Here is a 15,903-nt window from a genome sequence, read left to right on the forward strand (position 1 = left end):
TCAGTCTTAGGGGGTGGCCGGACTTACTGCGCGACCTGGGTGATCTCGAACGGCACCGGCTGCTGGGCAGCGTGCGGGTGCTGGTCGCCCGAGTAGACCTTCAGCTTGGAGAGCATCTGACGGCCCAGGGTGTTCTTGGGGAGCATGCCCTTGACGGCCTTCTCGACGGCCTTCTCGGGGTTGTTCGCGAGGAGGTCGTCGTAGCGGACGGAGCGCAGACCACCCGGGTAGCCGGAGTGGCGGTACGCCATCTTCTGGGTCCGCTTGTTGCCGGAGAGGTGCACCTTGTCGGCGTTGATGATGATGACGAAGTCACCGGTGTCGACGTGAGGGGCGTAGATCGGCTTGTGCTTGCCCCGCAGGAGGGAGGCGGCGGTGGTGGCGAGACGGCCCAGGACGACGTCCTGAGCGTCAATGACGTGCCACTGGCGAGTCACATCGCCGGGCTTAGGGCTGTACGTACGCACTTCTCAGCCTTCTTCTTCAGGGATGGGTGCTGACACAAGGCATCCTTGAAGCGATCATGCAGCTGGGGGCGACAGAAGCCGGGCCCACTGCCCGTATGCCGCCCACTGGTAACTGCTCCAGGGAACCTACGTAAGGGCCTTCCGCCGGAGAGCGACCAAGCCAATACGCATAACAAACCGCAAGGGTACTAGCGCTGCCCCGGACGGGTCAAAACGAGGCCCGCGCCTTCCCGCACCACGCCACGGCAACAATACTCGGCCGAGATGTACGGCCCTGCCGGAAAGGTCCCCACAGGCCTCCACGGACCCTCACCGGCACCACCCGCCTCCCGTCTAAGATGCGCCCCATGAGCTTTGGGCAGCAGGGGGGACCGCAGTCCCAGTGGGACCCCTGGAAACCGCACTCGCAGCAGCCGTGGACCAGCGGCGGCGACGACGGCCAGACCCCGGACTGGGCAGCGCTCGCCGAGGCCTCCGAGACGCGCAACAAGAGGCGCCGGCTGCTGTTCATCGGCGGCGGCGCGGTCGCCACGCTCGCGATCGGCACGGCCGTCGCCATGGCCGTGGTCTCGGCGAACGGCAAGAACGAGGCCTCGGGCAACCCGTCCAACCTCCCCGCAAGCGGGTCGATCCCGAGCGGCAGCGCCTCGGCGCCCTCCTTCGCCCCGACCAGCGCCCCGCCCCCGCTGGACCCGAAGGAGTTCATCGCCAGCAAGGCCAAGGACAAGGCCCCGCTCAGCGTGCAGAACCTCTTCCCGCTCGCACAGCTGACCATGGAGTCGAACGTCTACAAGAGGGGCGCCACGGCCGACACCAAGGACTGCGCCTCGGCCGCCCAGGACACCCTCCCGAAGATCCTCACCGGCAACGGCTGCACCCGCCTGCTGCGTGCCACCTACAGCAGGGACGGTGTCGCGGTGACGGTCGGCGTCGCCGTCTTCGACACCGAGGCCCAGGCGGCCAAGGCCAGAACCCAGTCGAACGCGGCGGCCAAGGCACACCAGAAGGCCTTCGTCACCGCCCTGCCGGGCAACGGCGTGAAGGCCTTCTGCAACGCCGCCACCTGCCTCACGACGGCCAACTCCTACGGCCGCTACGCCTACTTCGCCACGGTCGGCTTCACCAACGGCAAGGACGTCACCAACCAGTCCACGTCCGTCTTCAAGACCGGCAACGACCTGCAGCTGTACACCTTCCGCCAGATCCACGCCCGCGGCGAGGCGCAGGCGTCGGCAGCGGCGAACCAGTAACTAGCAGCACCCGGCCCCGGGCAGCGTCCGCTTGTTGCGCGCCTCCTTGTTGCGCGCGGCGAGCAGCTCGTCGGCCGGGTAGCCGACCTCCTCCAGGGTCAGCCCGTGCGGCCGTACGACATGCACCGCCGAGTCCCGTACGCCGGCCGCGAGCACCTTGCCCGGCCAGTCCGGCCCCCGGTGCCCGTCCCCCACGAACAGCAGCGCCCCGATCAGCGAGCGCACCATGTTGTGGCAGAAGGCGTCGGCCCGCACGGTCGCGGTGATGATCCCGTCGTCCCCGCGCACCAGGCTCAGCTGCTGCAGCGTACGAATGGTGGTCGCGCCCTCCCGCTTCTTGCAGTAGGCGGCGAAGTCGTGCTCCCCCAGCAAACGCTCGGCGGCCTCGTTCATGGCGTCGACGTCGAGCGGCCAGTCGTGCCAGAGCACATGGCTGCGCAGCAGCGGATCGACCCCGCCCGGGTTGTCGGTGACCCGGTACGCATACCGACGCCAGACCGCCGAGAAACGGGCGTTGAAGCCGCTGGGCGCCTCCCTGAGGGCCCACACCCGCACATCCCGCGGCAGCCGCCCGGCAAGCCGCTTCAGCAGCTTGTCGTGGTGCGCACCCCAGACCTCCCGCGGCAGATCCACGTGCGCCACCTGCCCCCGTGCATGCACCCCGGCATCGGTCCGCCCGGCCACGGTCAGCTCATAACTCTCCCGAGACCGCGTGACCGTACGCAACGCATCCTCGATCTCCCCCTGCACGGTCCGCCGCCCCCCGGCCTGCTTGGCCCACCCGGAGAACTCGGAACCGTCGTAGGACAGATCGAGACGGACGCGCACATAACCGGGTTCTACTTCATCACTCACACAGGGATCCTCTCAGGAACACCAAAGCGGGCCCGCTCCTCGAAAGGAACGGGCCCACTGACGCGCCCCTTCAGGGGCGCGGGGAACTGCACGACCAGCCACAACGGACCGGCAGTCAAAAGACGGCCTTACGCGTCCTTCGACTCCTCGGCGGCCTCAGCCTCGGTGGCCTCGACCTCGGTCTCCTCGACCTTGGTCTCCTCGGCAACCGGAGCCGCGGCCTCGGCGTCCTTGGCGGCACGCTTGGTGGCGGCCTCGGCCTCACCCGTCGCCTGCTGCGCAACCGTCAGCGCCTCGACCAGCTCGATGACAGCCATGGGCGCGTTGTCGCCACGGCGGTTACCGATCTTGGTGATGCGGGTGTAGCCACCCGGACGGTTCTCGTAGCGCGGGCCGATCTCGGTGAAGAGCGTGTGGACGACGCTCTTGTCCGTGATGACCTGCAGCACCTGCCGGCGGTTGTGAAGGTCGCCCTTCTTCGCCTTGGTCACCAGACGCTCGGCGTACGGCCGCAGACGGCGGGCCTTCGCCTCGGTGGTGGTGATACGGCCGTGCTCGAACAGCGACTTCGCGAGGTTCGCGAGGAGCAGCTTCTCGTGCGCGGCGCTGCCGCCCAGACGGGCACCCTTGGTGGGCTTCGGCATTGTTCTTCTCCTGTGTGTCTGCCCCGGCCGTATCAGGTACCGGGGTCAGGAACCCGATGAGCGGATGCTCACCGGCAACGACCTGTCAGTACGGTCAGTACTGCTCGGTCTCCACGAAACCCGCGTCCGCGTCGTCGTCGGCGCCGAAGGCGTCGGCGGCGGCCGTGGGGTCGAATCCGGGCGGGCTGTCCTTGAGGGCCAGGCCCATGCCGGCCAGCTTCGCCTTGACCTCGTCGATGGACTTCGCACCGAAGTTGCGGATGTCCAGGAGGTCGGCCTCGGAGCGGGCGACGAGCTCACCCACGGAGTGGATGCCCTCACGCTTGAGGCAGTTGTACGACCGAACGGTGAGCTCCAGCTCCTCGATCGGCAGCGCCAGATCAGCGGCAAGGGCGGCGTCCGTCGGGGACGGGCCCATGTCGATGCCCTCGGCGTCGATGTTCAGCTCGCGGGCGAGACCGAACAGCTCGACCAGGGTCTTACCGGCGGAGGCCATGGCGTCACGGGGACGCATCGCCTGCTTGGTCTCGACGTCGACGATCAGCTTGTCGAAGTCGGTGCGCTGCTCGACACGGGTCGCCTCGACCTTGTACGTGACCTTCAGCACCGGCGAGTAGATGGAGTCGACCGGGATACGGCCGATCTCCTGGCCCACCTGCTTGTTCTGCACGGCGGAGACGTAACCGCGGCCGCGCTCGACCGTGAGCTCCATCTCCAGCTTGCCCTTGCCGTTGAGCGTGGCGAGGACCAGGTCGGGGTTGTGCACCTCGACACCGGCCGGGGGCGCGATGTCGGCGGCGGTGACGAGACCCGGGCCCTGCTTGCGCAGGTACATCACGACCGGCTCGTCGTGCTCCGAGGAGACGACCAGCTGCTTGATGTTGAGGATCAGGTCGGTGACGTCCTCCTTGACGCCCGGCACGGTGGTGAACTCGTGCAGAACGCCGTCGATGCGGATGGACGTGACCGCCGCACCCGGGATCGAGGAGAGGAGCGTACGACGCAGGGAGTTGCCGAGGGTGTAGCCGAAGCCCGGCTCCAGCGGCTCGATCACGAACCGGGAGCGGAACTCGTCGACGACCTCTTCGGTCAACGAGGGACGCTGAGCGATCAGCATGTTGCGTTCCTTCTGTCAGGGGCGCCCGCTATTTGACGCCCTGAGGTACTACAAGGGTACGGGCGATACGGCCCTTACAGAGCCGTACCGCCCGAAACCACTGCCTGCGAAGGCGACGCGTCAGACGCGACGACGCTTCGGCGGACGGCAGCCGTTGTGCGGGGTGGGCGTGACGTCCTGGATGGAGCCGACCTCGAGGCCGGTGGCCTGGAGGGAGCGGATCGCGGTCTCGCGACCGGAGCCCGGGCCCTTCACGAAGACGTCGACCTTGCGCATGCCGTGCTCCTGCGCGCGGCGGGCGGCCGACTCGGCGGCCATCTGCGCGGCGAAGGGGGTGGACTTGCGCGAGCCCTTGAAGCCGACGTGGCCGGCGGAGGCCCAGGAGATCACGTTGCCCGAGGGGTCCGTGATCGAGACGATCGTGTTGTTGAACGTGCTCTTGATGTGCGCGTGGCCGTGAGCGACGTTCTTCTTTTCCTTGCGGCGCACCTTCTTGGCAGCGCCCTGACGACCCTTGGGGGGCATCTACTAACTCCTACGGGGAGGTGGTCGGTCCTACAGCGAAGACCGCTGATGAAGCGTTGTCCGCTGAGGACTACTTCTTGCCCGGCTTCTTCTTGCCGGCGATGGCGCGACGCGGACCCTTGCGGGTACGGGCGTTGGTGCTGGTGCGCTGACCGCGGACGGGCAGACCGCGACGGTGACGGAGACCCTGGTAGCAGCCGATCTCGACCTTGCGGCGGATGTCGGCCTGGATCTCGCGACGGAGGTCACCCTCGGTCTTGATGTTGTTGTCCACGTACTCGCGGATCGCGACGAGCTGCTCCTCGGAGAGGTCGCGGACGCGGGTGTTGGGGTCGACGCCGGTCGCAGCCAGCGTCTCCTTCGAGAGGGTCCGGCCGATGCCGAACACGTAGGTGAGGGCGACCTCCACGCGCTTTTCGCGCGGGATGTCAACACCGGAAACGCGTGCCATTCAATGGCTCCTGGTGATCTTCGGAGGTCTTCCACAGAACCGGTTCCCGGCCGCCGTACGAGGTACGAACCGAGTCCCCGGCCTCCGAACCGGGGGTGTCAAGCCATGTCGGCTTGGGTCCTGCGTATGAACATATTCAGCTCGCGTCGCGCGAATCTCTGCGATATCGATGCAGAGGGATCGGTCGATCGTGCGTCAGCCCTGGCGCTGCTTGTGGCGCGGGTTCTCGCAGATGACCATGACCCGACCGTGACGGCGGATCACCCTGCACTTGTCGCAGATCTTCTTGACGCTCGGCTTGACCTTCATGGGATTGAGGTTCTCCGGGTCAGTGCCACCACCCCGCCGAAGCGGGATGCGGGCAAGATCTACTTGTAGCGGTAGACGATCCGGCCACGCGTCAGGTCGTACGGAGAAAGCTCCACCACGACCCGGTCGTCAGGGAGGATGCGGATGTAGTGCATACGCATCTTGCCGCTGATGTGTGCCAGGACCTGGTGGCCGTTCTGGAGCTCGACCTTGAACATGGCGTTCGGAAGAGACTCGACGACAGTGCCCTCGATCTCGATGGCACCTTGCTTCTTGGCCACGCTTCGCCCTTCGAATCGACTACCTTGATCGACTCCGTGCTTTTCCCTTACGGGCGCATGCGGACATGCGGGTGCACGAGAGCCGACGAGTCAGTCTACGTCAGCACACCCTGAAAGACGAATCGAGGAAGGATGCCCAGCCGGGGAGATCATTAAGCGGACCTCTGCCTGCGGCGCTACGCCAGCGGGTCCGGGGCGGCGGTGATCCCGTGCTCCGCCAGTTTCGCCCTGCCCCCGTCGGGAGCCGTGAGCACCAGCGGGCCTTCCTCCGTCAGCGCCACCGAGTGCTCCCAGTGGGACGACCACGTACCGTCGAGCGTGATGACGGTCCAGTCGTCGGAGAGGACCTCCGTCTTCGGCGTGCCGAGGGACACCATCGGCTCGATCGCGAGGCAGAAGCCGGGCACCAGCTTCGGCCCCTTCCCGCGACGCTTCTCGACGTAGTTCAGCAGGTGCGGGTCCATGTGCATCTCGGTGCCGATGCCGTGGCCGCCGTAGTCCTCGATGATCCCGTACTTGCCGCCGCCCGGCTTCGGCTGGCGGCGGATGTACGTCTCGATGGCCCTCGACACGTCCACCAGCCGGTTGCCCTGCTTCATCGCCGCGATGCCGGCCCACATGGACTCTTCGGTGACCCGGGAGAGCTCGATCAGCTCGGGGGCGTGGCCGGAGCCGACGAAGGCGGTGTACGCCGCGTCGCCGTGCCAGCCGTCGATGATCGCGCCGCAGTCGATGGAGATGATGTCGCCGTCCTTCAGGACGACGTCGTCGGACGGGATGCCGTGGACGACGACCTCGTTGACGGAGGTGCAGATGGTCGCCGGAAAGCCGCCGTAGCCGAGGAAGTTGGGCTTGGCGTTGTGCTCGGCGAGCACCTTGCGGGCGACCTGGTCCAGGTCCTTGGTGGTGGCCCCGGGCACCGCGGCCTCACGAGTGGCCGCGTGGATGGCGGCGACGACCAGCCCCGCCTCACGCATCTTGGCGATCTGCTCGGGGGTCTTGATCTGCACCATGGGTGGCCTGCGCTCTCCGTCACTCACGTCAACCGGTTACGTACACAACAGTACGGCCGTGACGCCCCTTCGGGTGCCACGGCCGTAACTGGGCTGACGGCTACTTGCCGTCGTCCTCGCGCTTGAGGGCTTCCAGCGCCCGCTGCGTGACCTCGCCCACCGGGCCGAGGGACGAGATCGTGACGACCAGGCCCTGCGACTTGTAGTAGTCGATGATCGGCTCGGTCTGCGTGTGGTAGACCTCGAGCCGCGTGCGCACGGTGTCCTCGGAGTCGTCGTCACGCTGGTACAGCTCGCCGCCGCAGACGTCACAGACGCCTTCCTTCTTGGCGGGGCTGTACGTCACGTGGAAGACGTGCGACGAGTCGTTGCGGCAGATGCGCCGGCCGGCGATCCGCTTGACGACCTCTTCCTCGGGGACCTCGAGGTCGAGTACCGCGTCCAGCTTGATGCCCTCGGTCTTGAGCAGCTCGTCCAGCGCCTCGGCCTGCGAGACATTGCGCGGGAAACCGTCGAGCAGGAAGCCGTTCTCCGCGTCGGGCTGCTCCATGCGGTCCTTGGCCATCGCGATGGTGACCTCGTCGGGGACGAGGTTGCCGGCGTCCATGTAGGACTTCGCGAGTTTCCCGAGCTCCGTCTGCTGGCTGATGTTGGCGCGGAACAGGTCGCCCGTGGAGATGTGCGGGACGCGCAGCTTGTCGGCAAGGCGAGTGGCCTGCGTGCCCTTCCCTGCACCCGGCGGCCCGACGAGGACGATTCGCATCAGCGGAGGAACCCTTCGTAATTGCGCTGCTGAAGCTGGCTCTCAATCTGCTTCACCGTCTCGAGGCCGACACCCACGATGATCAGGATGCTGGTACCACCGAACGGGAAGTTCTGGCTTGCCCCGAAGCCAACCAACGCCATCGTCGGTACGAGAGCGATCAGACCCAGATACAGCGAACCCGGCCAGGTGATCCGGTTGAGTACGTAGCTGAGGTACTCAGCGGTCGGTCGGCCAGCCCGGATGCCCGGGATGAAGCCACCATACTTCTTCATGTTGTCGGCGACTTCCTCGGGGTTGAAGGAGATCGCCACGTAGAAGAACGCGAAGAAAACGATCAGCAAGAAGTACGTGGCCACATAAACCGGGTGGTCACCCTTGGTCAGGTTGTTCTGGACCCACGTCTTCCAGCCGGAATTGCCGCCCGAGAACTGGGCGATCAGGCTCGGGATGTAGAGCAGCGACGAGGCGAAGATCACGGGGATGACACCCGCCTGGTTGACCTTCAGCGGGATGTACGTGGACGTACCGCCGTACGACCTGCGTCCGATCATGCGCTTCGCGTACTGCACGGGGATCCGCCGCTGGGCCTGCTCGACGAAGACCACCAGACCGACCATCACCAGACCCACGGCGATCACGGTGCCGAACTCGATCCAGCCGCCGGCGAGCTTGCCCTGCAGCTTGATCGCCCACAGGGCGCTCGGGAAGGTCGCGGCGATCGAGATGAACATCAGGATCGACATGCCGTTGCCGATGCCGCGGTCGGTGATGAGCTCACCGAGCCACATGACGACGCCGGTACCGGCGGTCATGGTGACGACCATGGTGATGGTGGTGAAGATCGACTGGTCCGGGACGATCTGGCTGGCCACCGGGCAGCCGGAGAACAGCGCACCACTGCGGGCGGTGGCGACCAGACCCGTGCCCTGGAGGATGGCCAGCGCCACCGTCAGGTAACGGGTGTACTGCGTGATCTTCGCCGTGCCGGCCTGGCCCTCCTTCTTGAGGGCTTCGAGGCGCGGGATCACCACGGTCAGCAGCTGCAGGATGATGCTCGCGGTGATGTACGGCATGATGCCGAGCGCGAAGATCGTGATCTGCAGCAGCGCGCCGCCGCTGAACATGTTGATCAGGCTGAACAGGCCGCGGTTCGAGCTGGCCACATCCATGCACTGCTGGACGTTCTTGTAGTCGACGCCCGGGATCGGGATGTGCGTACCGATCCGGTACACCACGATGATGCCGAGCGTGAAGAGCAGTTTCTTGCGCAGGTCGGGCGTCCTGAACGCCCGGGCGAACGCGGTGAGCACGGTGCCTCCTGCGACCCCCGCGCAACTGCGTCAAGGGTGACGGTCTTGAGGTTCGACGGATACAAAAAAGAACAGTGCAGGCTACCTTACCGGCGGCACGGCTCCCCTTGGAACGACCGACCGGGGATACCCCATTGTGAGGTATCCCCGGTCGGGACTGCTTACGTCATCGAGACGTCCGAGAAATTCAGACGAGCTCGGTGACGGTGCCGCCGGCGGCGGTGATCTTCTCCTTGGCGGAGCCGGAGACGGCGTCGACCGTCACCTGCAGCGCCACGGAGACCTCGCCCTGGCCGAGGACCTTGACGAGGCTGTTCTTGCGAACGGCACCCTTGGCCACCAGGCCCTCGACGGTGACCTCGCCACCCTCGGGGTAGAGCGCGGCCAGCTTGTCGAGGTTCACGACCTGGTACTCGGTCTTGAACGGGTTCTTGAAGCCCTTCAGCTTCGGGAGGCGCATGTGGAGGGGCATCTGCCCACCCTCGAAGCGCTCCGGAACCTGGTAGCGGGCCTTGGTGCCCTTGGTACCACGACCGGCCGTCTTACCCTTCGACGCCTCACCACGACCGACACGGGTCTTGGCGGTCTTGGCGCCCGGGGCGGGACGGAGGTTGTGGATCTTGAGCGGGTTGTTCTCCGCCATGATCAGTCGACCTCCTCGACCGTCACGAGGTGGCGGACGGTGTGCACCATGCCGCGGAACTCGGGGCGGTCCTCCTTGACGACCTGCGTGTTGATGCCCTTGAGACCAAGGGAGCGCAGGGTGTCACGGTGGTTCTGCTTGCTGCCGATGTAGGACTTGACCTGCGTAATCTTGAGCTGCGCCATGACTACGCACCCGCCCCGGCACGCGCACGCAGCAGAGCCGCGGGGGCGACGTCCTCGAGCGGCAGACCGCGGCGGGCCGCGATCTCCTCGGGACGCTGCAGACCCTTCAGGGCCTCCACGGTCGCGTGCACGATGTTGATCGCGTTGTCGGAGCCGAGCGACTTCGACAGCACGTCGTGAATACCGGCGCACTCGAGCACGGCACGCACCGGGCCACCGGCGATAACACCGGTACCGGGGGACGCGGGCTTGAGCAGCACGACGCCGGCAGCCTTCTCACCCTGGATCGGGTGCGGGATGGTGCCCTGGATACGGGGGACCTTGAAGAAGTGCTTCTTGGCCTCCTCAACACCCTTGGCGATGGCGGCCGGCACCTCCTTGGCCTTGCCGTAACCGACACCCACGGTGCCGTCACCGTCGCCCACCACGACCAGCGCGGTGAAGCTGAAGCGACGACCACCCTTCACAACCTTGGCGACGCGGTTGATCGCGACGACGCGCTCAACGTACGCGGTCTTCTCGGCGGCAGCAGCGCCGCCGTCACGGCCCTTCCGGTCCCGCCGCTCGCCGCCACCGGCACCGCTTCCACGGCGCTGGGGTCCAGCCATTGGATTACCTCTCTCTTTCCGCTAGCTACAAGCGGCTCAGAACTTGAGCCCGGCTTCGCGGGCGGCGTCCGCCAGGGCGGCGATGCGCCCGGCGTACTGGTTGCCACCACGGTCGAACACGACGGCCTCGACACCGGCGGCCTTGGCGCGCTCGGCGACCAGGGCGCCGACCTGCTTGGCCTGCGCGGACTTGTCGCCCTCGCCACCGCGGATCGAGGTGTCCAGGGTGGACGCCGACGCAAGGGTGTGACCCTTGAGGTCGTCGATCACCTGGGCCACGATGTGGCGGTTCGAGCGGGTAACGACCAGACGCGGACGCTCCGCCGTACCGTTGATCCGCTTGCGGATCCGGATGTGACGGCGCTTGATCGCGGCGCGCTTGTAGGCGTCGCCCTTGAGGATCTTCTGTCCGTATGCCATGGCTTACTTACCCGCCTTTCCGACCTTGCGGCGGATGACTTCGCCCTCGTACTTGACGCCCTTGGCCTTGTACGGGTCGGGCTTGCGCAGCTTGCGGATGTTGGCCGCAACCTCGCCGACCTTCTGCTTGTCGATGCCCTCGACCGAGAACCGGGTGGGGGCCTCCACCTTGAAGGTGATGCCCTCGGGGGCCTCGACGGTGATCGGGTGGCTGTAGCCGAGAGCGAACTCGAGGTTCGAACCCTTGGCGGTCACGCGGTAACCGACACCACTGATCTCGAGCTTCTTCACGTAACCCTGGGTCACGCCGGTGATCATGTTCGCCACCAGCGTGCGGGACAGGCCGTGCAGGGCCTTGCTCTGACGCTCGTCGTTGGGGCGGGTGACGTTCAGGACGCCGTCCTCACCCTTGGCGATCTCGATCGGCGCCGCGACGGTGTGGGTCAGCGTGCCCTTGGGGCCCTTGACCGAGACCGTCTGGCCGTCGATGGTGACGTCCACGCCGGCGGGAACCGTGATGGGGAGCTTGCCAATACGCGACATAGCTGTTTCCTCCGTTCCCTTCCGCTACCAGACGTAGGCGAGGACTTCCCCACCCACGCCCTTCTTGCCGGCCTGCTTGTCGGTGAGGAGCCCGTGCGACGTGGAGATGATCGCCACGCCGAGGCCGCCGAGCACCTTCGGCAGGTTGGTGGACTTCGCGTACACCCGGAGACCGGGCTTGGAGATCCGCTTGATGCCCGCGATGGAGCGCTCACGGTTCGGGCCGAACTTCAGCTCGAGAACGAGGTTCTTGCCGACCTCGGCGTCCTCGACCTTCCAGCCCGTGATGAAGCCCTCCTGCTGGAGGATCTCCGCGATGTGCGACTTGATCTTCGATGCCGGCATCGACACGGAGTCGTGGTATGCCGAGTTCGCGTTCCGCAGACGCGTAAGCATGTCTGCGATCGGATCAGTCATGGTCATGAATTGGCCTTCGGCCTCTCTCGCCGGGGTTTCCAGGTGCCCATCCCTCTCCTCGATCCGAGACGAGGCGGGTGCGGTGCGGTGGACCTACGGCGTAGTAAGTCGTACGGGCAGTCGTCAGACGCCCAACCCTCCAAGCCTAAGCCATGGAAGGGAGGGCGCCTGACACGCCCATTGCTTACCGAGAGCTTCGGGAATCCCTAAATGCGGGATTACCAGGAGCTCTTGGTCACGCCCGGCAGCTCGCCACGGTGAGCCATCTCACGAAGGCACACGCGGCACAGGCCGAACTTGCGGTACACGGAGTGGGGACGGCCGCAGCGCTGGCAGCGCGTGTAGCCACGCACGCCGAACTTGGGCTTGCGAGCAGCCTTCGCGATCAGAGCCTTCTTCGCCATCTCGCTCACGCCTCCTTGAAGGGGAAGCCGAGGTGACGAAGGAGCGCACGGCCCTCAGCGTCGTTGGTCGCCGTGGTCACCACGGTGATGTCCATACCCCGGACGCGGTCGATCTTGTCCTGGTCGATCTCGTGGAACATGACCTGCTCCGTGAGACCGAAGGTGTAGTTGCCACGGCCGTCGAACTGCTTGGGGGACAGGCCGCGGAAGTCGCGGATGCGCGGGAGCGCGAGCGACAGGGTGCGGTCCAGGAACTCCCACATGCGGTCGCCACGGAGCGTGACGTGGGCACCGATCGGCTGGCCCTCACGCAGCTTGAACTGCGCGATGGACTTGCGGGCCTTGGTGACGGCCGGCTTCTGACCGGTGATCGTGGTGAGGTCGCGGATGGCGCCCTCGATCAGCTTGGAGTCGCGGGCGGCGTCGCCCACACCCATGTTGACCACGATCTTGACGAGGCCGGGGATCTGCATGACGTTCTCGTACTTGAACTCGTCACGCAGCTTGCCCGCGATCTCCTCGCGGTACTTCGTCTTGAGACGCGGAGTGGTGGTGGTAGCCATCAGATGTCCTCACCCGTCCGCTTGGCAACGCGGATCTTGTTGCCCTCGTCGTCGAAGCGGTAACCGACACGCGTGACGACCTTGTTGCCGTCCTTCTCAACGACCAGCTGGACGTTGGAGACGTGGATCGGCGCCTCGGTCGTGACGATGCCGCCGGCCTGCGAACCGCGAGCGGTCGGACCGGCCTTGGTGTGCTTCTTGACCCGGTTGACACCCTCGACCAGGACGCGCTCCTCGCGCGGGTAAGCGGCAATGACCTTGCCCTGCTTGCCCTTGTCCTTGCCGGTGATGACCTGGACCAGGTCGCCCTTCTTGATCTTCATGCTTACAGCACCTCCGGAGCCAGCGAGATGATCTTCATGAACTTCTTCTCGCGCAGCTCACGCCCGACCGGGCCGAAGATGCGGGTGCCGCGAGGGTCACCGTCGTTCTTCAGAATGACGGCGGCGTTCTCGTCGAAGCGGATGTACGAGCCGTCCGGACGGCGGCGCTCCTTGACGGTGCGAACGATGACCGCCTTGACGACGTCACCCTTCTTCACGTTGCCACCGGGGATCGCGTCCTTGACGGTGGCGACGATGACGTCACCGATGCCCGCGTAGCGGCGACCGGAGCCACCGAGCACACGGATGCAAAGGATCTCCTTCGCACCAGTGTTGTCGGCGACACGCAGTCGCGACTCCTGCTGGATCACGTCTATCTCCTGTTTGTCTGCCGGTTCCCTCCGGGGGTTGACCCGGAGAGCCTGGCGGAACCGTCCTGCCGGGATACCCCCGCAGGAATTACTTGCCGACCCGGCCGGGCCGTGGGGCGGCTCTCGCGACGAGCGCGAGTGCCTCACGCACCTCGGCCGGGCTTCCCGGCGGCGGCTCCGTAAGTCGTTTCACGGAGCTCGCCGGGCGGCGGTCTTTCTTCGATCGGGCGAAACCTCGCCGGGAGCGCCCGGCCGGGCCGGGGCCCAGGGGCGAGCCCCCGGCGGGGGCAGCGGGGGCGAACCCCCGCTTGATTACTTCGCCTTCTCGAGGATCTCGACGACGCGCCAGCGCTTCGTCGCGGACAGCGGCCGGGTCTCCGCGAGGAGGACACGGTCGCCGACACCCGCGGCGTTCTGCTCGTCGTGCGCCTTGAGCTTGTTCGTACGGCGGATGACCTTGCCGTACAGCGCGTGCTTCACGCGGTCCTCGACAGCGACGACGACGGTCTTGTCCATCTTGTCGCTGACGACGAGACCCTCACGGGTCTTGCGGGCGCCACGTGCCTCGGTCGTCTGCTCTTCAGTCACATTGCTCTCGCTCATCAGGCGTTCTCCACCGTTTCGATGCCCAGCTCACGCTCGCGCATCAGGGTGTAGATCCGCGCGATGTCCTTGCGGACCGCCTTCAGACGGCCGTGGTTCTCGAGCTGACCCGTCGCCGCCTGGAAGCGGAGGTTGAACAGCTCTTCCTTGGACTCGCGGAGCTTCGCCAGAAGCTCCTCGTTGCCCAGCTCGCGCAGCTCGGACGCCTTGGTACCGGCCGACATCACGCTTCACCTGCCTCGCGCTTGACGATCCGGCACTTCATCGGCAGCTTGTGAGCGGCACGAGTGAGGGCCTCACGCGCAATCTTCTCGTTGGGGTACGACAGCTCGAACATCACGCGTCCGGGCTTGACGTTGGCGATCCACCACTCCGGAGAACCCTTACCGGAACCCATGCGGGTCTCGGCAGGCTTCTTGGTGAGGGGACGGTCCGGGTAGATGTTGATCCAGACCTTGCCACCACGCTTGATGTGACGCGTCATGGCGATACGAGCGGCCTCGATCTGACGGTTCGTCACGTACGCCGGGGTGAGCGCCTGGATGCCGTACTCGCCGAACGCAACCTGCGTGCCGCCCTTGGCAGCGCCGGAGCGCTTCGGGTGGTGCTGCTTGCGGTGCTTGACCCTACGGGGGATCAGCATGTCGGTCAGGCCTCCGTTCCGGTGCTCTCAGCCGGAGCGGCGGCGGGAGCCTCGGCCTTGGGGGCCTCGGCGCCGGCAGCCTGCTGCGGCTTGCGACCGCGCCCGCCACGCTCGCCACCGCGGCCACCACGGGCCGGGCGGTCGGCGCCACCACGGGCCGGGCGGTTACCCGCACGGGCCGCAGCGTTCTCGGCGCGGACCTCGGCGATGTTCTTGACGTCGCCCTTGTAGATCCAGACCTTCACGCCGATACGGCCGAAGGTCGTCTTGGCCTCGAAGAAGCCGTAGTCCACGTTCGCGCGGAGCGTGTGCAGGGGCACACGGCCCTCGCGGTAGAACTCCGAGCGGGACATCTCGGCGCCACCGAGGCGGCCACCGCACTGGATCTTGATGCCCTTGGCGCCGGCCTTCATCGCCGACTGCATGCTCTTACGCATGGCGCGACGGAAGGAGACGCGGGAGGAGAGCTGCTCGGCGACGGCCTGCGCGACCAGCTGAGCGTCCGTCTCGGGGTTCTTGACCTCGAGGATGTTCAGCTGGACCTGCTTGCCCGTGAGCTTCTCGAGGTCACCGCGGATGCGGTCGGCCTCGGCGCCACGGCGGCCGATGACGATGCCCGGACGAGCGGTGTGGATGTCCACACGCACACGGTCACGGGTGCGCTCGATCTCCACCTTCGAGATGCCGGCGCGCTCCATGCCGGACGTCATCATCCGACGGATGGCGACGTCTTCCTTGACGTAGTCCTTGTACAGCTTGTCGGCGTACCACCGGGACTTGAAGTCCGTGGTGACACCGAGCCGGAACCCATGCGGGTTAACCTTCTGGCCCATTACCGGGTTCCTTCCTTGCTGCTGACGACCACGGTGATGTGGCTGGTCCGCTTGCGGATCCGGTAGGCACGGCCCTGGGCGCGCGGCCGGAACCGCTTCAGGGTCGGGCCCTCGTCGACGTACGCCTCGGAGATGAAGAGGCTGTCGGCGTCGGTGTGGTCGTAGTTGTGCGCGGCGTTGGCGATGGCGCTGTCGAGCACCTTGCCGACGGGCACGGAGGCTGCCTGCGGAGCGAATCGCAGAACAGCCTGAGCCTCCGTGGCATCCATGCCACGGATAAGGTCCACCACGCGGCGGGCCTTCATGGGCGTAACGCGGATGTACCGCGCCTGGGCCCTGGCTTCCATGGTTGTCCCTCT

27 protein-coding genes are annotated in these 15,903 nt (G+C 66.5%); 1 reads left to right on the forward strand and 26 read right to left on the reverse strand.

Going from position 1 to position 15,903, the window contains the following annotated elements; translation table 11 throughout:
• Positions 1–23: 23 nt before the first annotated feature.
• On the reverse strand, positions 24–467 hold the full coding sequence (gene rplM / locus ABD355_RS33490; protein ID WP_030930458.1) for a 50S ribosomal protein L13: 444 nt from the start codon (positions 465–467) through the stop codon (positions 24–26).
• Positions 468–814: 347 nt separating this feature from the next.
• Here rplM and ABD355_RS33495 point away from each other — a divergent pair, with 347 nt between their 5' ends.
• Complete coding sequence (locus tag ABD355_RS33495) at positions 815–1,717, forward strand: hypothetical protein (protein WP_344404661.1); 903 nt, start codon at positions 815–817, stop codon at positions 1,715–1,717.
• Here the strand turns inward: ABD355_RS33495 and truA are convergent, their stop codons facing one another.
• The 25 genes from truA to rplV form a co-directional block, all read right to left on the reverse strand.
• Positions 1,718–2,572: a tRNA pseudouridine(38-40) synthase TruA gene (gene truA, locus ABD355_RS33500; RefSeq protein ID WP_344404662.1), complete on the reverse strand. Its 855-nt coding sequence runs from the start codon at positions 2,570–2,572 to the stop codon at positions 1,718–1,720. It abuts the gene before it with no gap.
• 128 nt (positions 2,573–2,700) lie between these two features.
• Complete coding sequence (gene rplQ, locus ABD355_RS33505) at positions 2,701–3,216, reverse strand: 50S ribosomal protein L17 (protein ID WP_344404663.1); 516 nt, start codon at positions 3,214–3,216, stop codon at positions 2,701–2,703.
• A gap of 94 nt (positions 3,217–3,310) precedes the next feature.
• Positions 3,311–4,333, reverse strand: a complete 1,023-nt coding sequence (locus tag ABD355_RS33510) for a DNA-directed RNA polymerase subunit alpha (RefSeq protein WP_003966937.1) — start codon at positions 4,331–4,333, stop codon at positions 3,311–3,313.
• A 120-nt stretch (positions 4,334–4,453) separates the two neighbouring features.
• Positions 4,454–4,858 carry a 30S ribosomal protein S11 gene (gene rpsK, locus ABD355_RS33515; RefSeq protein WP_003956432.1) on the reverse strand — a complete coding sequence of 135 codons (405 nt, stop codon included), beginning with the start codon at positions 4,856–4,858 and terminating at the stop codon, positions 4,454–4,456.
• 70 nt (positions 4,859–4,928) lie between these two features.
• Complete coding sequence (rpsM, locus tag ABD355_RS33520; protein WP_009300593.1) at positions 4,929–5,309, reverse strand: 30S ribosomal protein S13; 381 nt, start codon at positions 5,307–5,309, stop codon at positions 4,929–4,931.
• Between the two features lie 195 nt (positions 5,310–5,504).
• The gene (gene rpmJ, locus ABD355_RS33525) at positions 5,505–5,618 is read right to left on the reverse strand and encodes a 50S ribosomal protein L36 (protein ID WP_003998809.1); all 114 of its coding nucleotides are present in this window, start codon (positions 5,616–5,618) and stop codon (positions 5,505–5,507) included.
• 59 nt (positions 5,619–5,677) lie between these two features.
• Entirely contained in the window at positions 5,678–5,899 is a 222-nt protein-coding gene (gene infA / locus ABD355_RS33530) for a translation initiation factor IF-1 (protein ID WP_003948620.1), read from the reverse strand.
• A gap of 176 nt (positions 5,900–6,075) precedes the next feature.
• Positions 6,076–6,912 (reverse strand): type I methionyl aminopeptidase, encoded by an 837-nt coding sequence (gene map, locus ABD355_RS33535; RefSeq protein ID WP_344404709.1) that lies wholly within the window; start codon positions 6,910–6,912, stop codon positions 6,076–6,078.
• A 100-nt stretch (positions 6,913–7,012) separates the two neighbouring features.
• The gene (locus ABD355_RS33540) at positions 7,013–7,675 is read right to left on the reverse strand and encodes an adenylate kinase (RefSeq protein WP_344404664.1); all 663 of its coding nucleotides are present in this window, start codon (positions 7,673–7,675) and stop codon (positions 7,013–7,015) included.
• Positions 7,675–8,988 carry a preprotein translocase subunit SecY gene (secY, locus tag ABD355_RS33545; RefSeq protein ID WP_344404665.1) on the reverse strand — a complete coding sequence of 438 codons (1,314 nt, stop codon included), beginning with the start codon at positions 8,986–8,988 and terminating at the stop codon, positions 7,675–7,677. Before secY ends, ABD355_RS33540 begins: the two co-directional genes overlap by 1 nt.
• 187 nt (positions 8,989–9,175) lie before the next feature.
• Positions 9,176–9,631, reverse strand: coding sequence for a 50S ribosomal protein L15 (rplO, locus tag ABD355_RS33550; protein WP_006140897.1), 456 nt, complete (start codon positions 9,629–9,631; stop codon positions 9,176–9,178).
• Between the two features lie 2 nt (positions 9,632–9,633).
• Entirely contained in the window at positions 9,634–9,816 is a 183-nt protein-coding gene (rpmD, locus tag ABD355_RS33555; RefSeq protein WP_003974250.1) for a 50S ribosomal protein L30, read from the reverse strand.
• 2 nt (positions 9,817–9,818) lie between these two features.
• Positions 9,819–10,424, reverse strand: coding sequence for a 30S ribosomal protein S5 (rpsE, locus tag ABD355_RS33560; RefSeq protein ID WP_019753099.1), 606 nt, complete (start codon positions 10,422–10,424; stop codon positions 9,819–9,821).
• A gap of 36 nt (positions 10,425–10,460) precedes the next feature.
• Entirely contained in the window at positions 10,461–10,844 is a 384-nt protein-coding gene (gene rplR / locus ABD355_RS33565) for a 50S ribosomal protein L18 (RefSeq protein WP_071364959.1), read from the reverse strand.
• Positions 10,845–10,847: 3 nt separating this feature from the next.
• Positions 10,848–11,387 carry a 50S ribosomal protein L6 gene (rplF, locus tag ABD355_RS33570; RefSeq protein ID WP_344404667.1) on the reverse strand — a complete coding sequence of 180 codons (540 nt, stop codon included), beginning with the start codon at positions 11,385–11,387 and terminating at the stop codon, positions 10,848–10,850.
• A 24-nt stretch (positions 11,388–11,411) separates the two neighbouring features.
• The gene (gene rpsH / locus ABD355_RS33575) at positions 11,412–11,810 is read right to left on the reverse strand and encodes a 30S ribosomal protein S8 (protein ID WP_030930492.1); all 399 of its coding nucleotides are present in this window, start codon (positions 11,808–11,810) and stop codon (positions 11,412–11,414) included.
• A gap of 212 nt (positions 11,811–12,022) precedes the next feature.
• Positions 12,023–12,208, reverse strand: coding sequence for a type Z 30S ribosomal protein S14 (locus ABD355_RS33580; protein WP_003948630.1), 186 nt, complete (start codon positions 12,206–12,208; stop codon positions 12,023–12,025).
• Positions 12,209–12,213: 5 nt separating this feature from the next.
• Positions 12,214–12,771, reverse strand: coding sequence for a 50S ribosomal protein L5 (rplE, locus tag ABD355_RS33585; protein ID WP_007494758.1), 558 nt, complete (start codon positions 12,769–12,771; stop codon positions 12,214–12,216).
• On the reverse strand, positions 12,771–13,094 hold the full coding sequence (gene rplX, locus ABD355_RS33590; RefSeq protein WP_031477830.1) for a 50S ribosomal protein L24: 324 nt from the start codon (positions 13,092–13,094) through the stop codon (positions 12,771–12,773). The genes rplE and rplX overlap by 1 nt, the downstream gene beginning before the upstream one ends.
• Positions 13,095–13,096: 2 nt before the next feature.
• The gene (gene rplN / locus ABD355_RS33595) at positions 13,097–13,465 is read right to left on the reverse strand and encodes a 50S ribosomal protein L14 (RefSeq protein ID WP_003998823.1); all 369 of its coding nucleotides are present in this window, start codon (positions 13,463–13,465) and stop codon (positions 13,097–13,099) included.
• A gap of 312 nt (positions 13,466–13,777) precedes the next feature.
• Positions 13,778–14,068 carry a 30S ribosomal protein S17 gene (gene rpsQ / locus ABD355_RS33600; RefSeq protein WP_099930779.1) on the reverse strand — a complete coding sequence of 97 codons (291 nt, stop codon included), beginning with the start codon at positions 14,066–14,068 and terminating at the stop codon, positions 13,778–13,780.
• Positions 14,068–14,292: a 50S ribosomal protein L29 gene (gene rpmC, locus ABD355_RS33605; RefSeq protein ID WP_030930505.1), complete on the reverse strand. Its 225-nt coding sequence runs from the start codon at positions 14,290–14,292 to the stop codon at positions 14,068–14,070. The genes rpsQ and rpmC overlap by 1 nt, the downstream gene beginning before the upstream one ends.
• Complete coding sequence (gene rplP, locus ABD355_RS33610; protein WP_009327094.1) at positions 14,292–14,711, reverse strand: 50S ribosomal protein L16; 420 nt, start codon at positions 14,709–14,711, stop codon at positions 14,292–14,294. Before rplP ends, rpmC begins: the two co-directional genes overlap by 1 nt.
• 5 nt (positions 14,712–14,716) lie before the next feature.
• A complete protein-coding gene (rpsC, locus tag ABD355_RS33615) occupies positions 14,717–15,544 on the reverse strand; it encodes a 30S ribosomal protein S3 (protein WP_030839666.1) in 828 nt (275 codons plus the stop codon).
• Complete coding sequence (rplV, locus tag ABD355_RS33620) at positions 15,544–15,891, reverse strand: 50S ribosomal protein L22 (RefSeq protein WP_003974262.1); 348 nt, start codon at positions 15,889–15,891, stop codon at positions 15,544–15,546. The genes rpsC and rplV overlap by 1 nt, the downstream gene beginning before the upstream one ends.
• Between the last annotated feature and the right edge of the window lie 12 nt (positions 15,892–15,903).

The organism is Streptomyces longisporus (assembly GCF_039532765.1).
Classification (GTDB): domain Bacteria; phylum Actinomycetota; class Actinomycetes; order Streptomycetales; family Streptomycetaceae; genus Streptomyces; species Streptomyces longisporus.

Coding starts and splice junctions, on each gene's coding strand:
- ABD355_RS33495 (WP_344404661.1), top strand. CDS start 815: ATGAGCTTTGGGCAGCAGGGGGGACCGCAGTCCCAGTGGGACCCCTGG.
- rplQ (WP_344404663.1), bottom strand. CDS start 3,216: ATGCCGAAGCCCACCAAGGGTGCCCGTCTGGGCGGCAGCGCCGCGCAC.
- ABD355_RS33510 (WP_003966937.1), bottom strand. CDS start 4,333: ATGCTGATCGCTCAGCGTCCCTCGTTGACCGAAGAGGTCGTCGACGAG.
- rpsK (WP_003956432.1), bottom strand. CDS start 4,858: ATGCCCCCCAAGGGTCGTCAGGGCGCTGCCAAGAAGGTGCGCCGCAAG.
- rpsM (WP_009300593.1), bottom strand. CDS start 5,309: ATGGCACGCGTTTCCGGTGTTGACATCCCGCGCGAAAAGCGCGTGGAG.
- rpmJ (WP_003998809.1), bottom strand. CDS start 5,618: ATGAAGGTCAAGCCGAGCGTCAAGAAGATCTGCGACAAGTGCAGGGTG.
- map (WP_344404709.1), bottom strand. CDS start 6,912: ATGGTGCAGATCAAGACCCCCGAGCAGATCGCCAAGATGCGTGAGGCG.
- ABD355_RS33540 (WP_344404664.1), bottom strand. CDS start 7,675: ATGCGAATCGTCCTCGTCGGGCCGCCGGGTGCAGGGAAGGGCACGCAG.
- rplO (WP_006140897.1), bottom strand. CDS start 9,631: ATGGCGGAGAACAACCCGCTCAAGATCCACAACCTCCGTCCCGCCCCG.
- rpmD (WP_003974250.1), bottom strand. CDS start 9,816: ATGGCGCAGCTCAAGATTACGCAGGTCAAGTCCTACATCGGCAGCAAG.
- rpsE (WP_019753099.1), bottom strand. CDS start 10,424: ATGGCTGGACCCCAGCGCCGTGGAAGCGGTGCCGGTGGCGGCGAGCGG.
- rplR (WP_071364959.1), bottom strand. CDS start 10,844: ATGGCATACGGACAGAAGATCCTCAAGGGCGACGCCTACAAGCGCGCC.
- rplF (WP_344404667.1), bottom strand. CDS start 11,387: ATGTCGCGTATTGGCAAGCTCCCCATCACGGTTCCCGCCGGCGTGGAC.
- rpsH (WP_030930492.1), bottom strand. CDS start 11,810: ATGACCATGACTGATCCGATCGCAGACATGCTTACGCGTCTGCGGAAC.
- ABD355_RS33580 (WP_003948630.1), bottom strand. CDS start 12,208: ATGGCGAAGAAGGCTCTGATCGCGAAGGCTGCTCGCAAGCCCAAGTTC.
- rplE (WP_007494758.1), bottom strand. CDS start 12,771: ATGGCTACCACCACCACTCCGCGTCTCAAGACGAAGTACCGCGAGGAG.
- rplX (WP_031477830.1), bottom strand. CDS start 13,094: ATGAAGATCAAGAAGGGCGACCTGGTCCAGGTCATCACCGGCAAGGAC.
- rpsQ (WP_099930779.1), bottom strand. CDS start 14,068: ATGAGCGAGAGCAATGTGACTGAAGAGCAGACGACCGAGGCACGTGGC.
- rpmC (WP_030930505.1), bottom strand. CDS start 14,292: ATGTCGGCCGGTACCAAGGCGTCCGAGCTGCGCGAGCTGGGCAACGAG.
- rplP (WP_009327094.1), bottom strand. CDS start 14,711: ATGCTGATCCCCCGTAGGGTCAAGCACCGCAAGCAGCACCACCCGAAG.
- rpsC (WP_030839666.1), bottom strand. CDS start 15,544: ATGGGCCAGAAGGTTAACCCGCATGGGTTCCGGCTCGGTGTCACCACG.
- rplV (WP_003974262.1), bottom strand. CDS start 15,891: ATGGAAGCCAGGGCCCAGGCGCGGTACATCCGCGTTACGCCCATGAAG.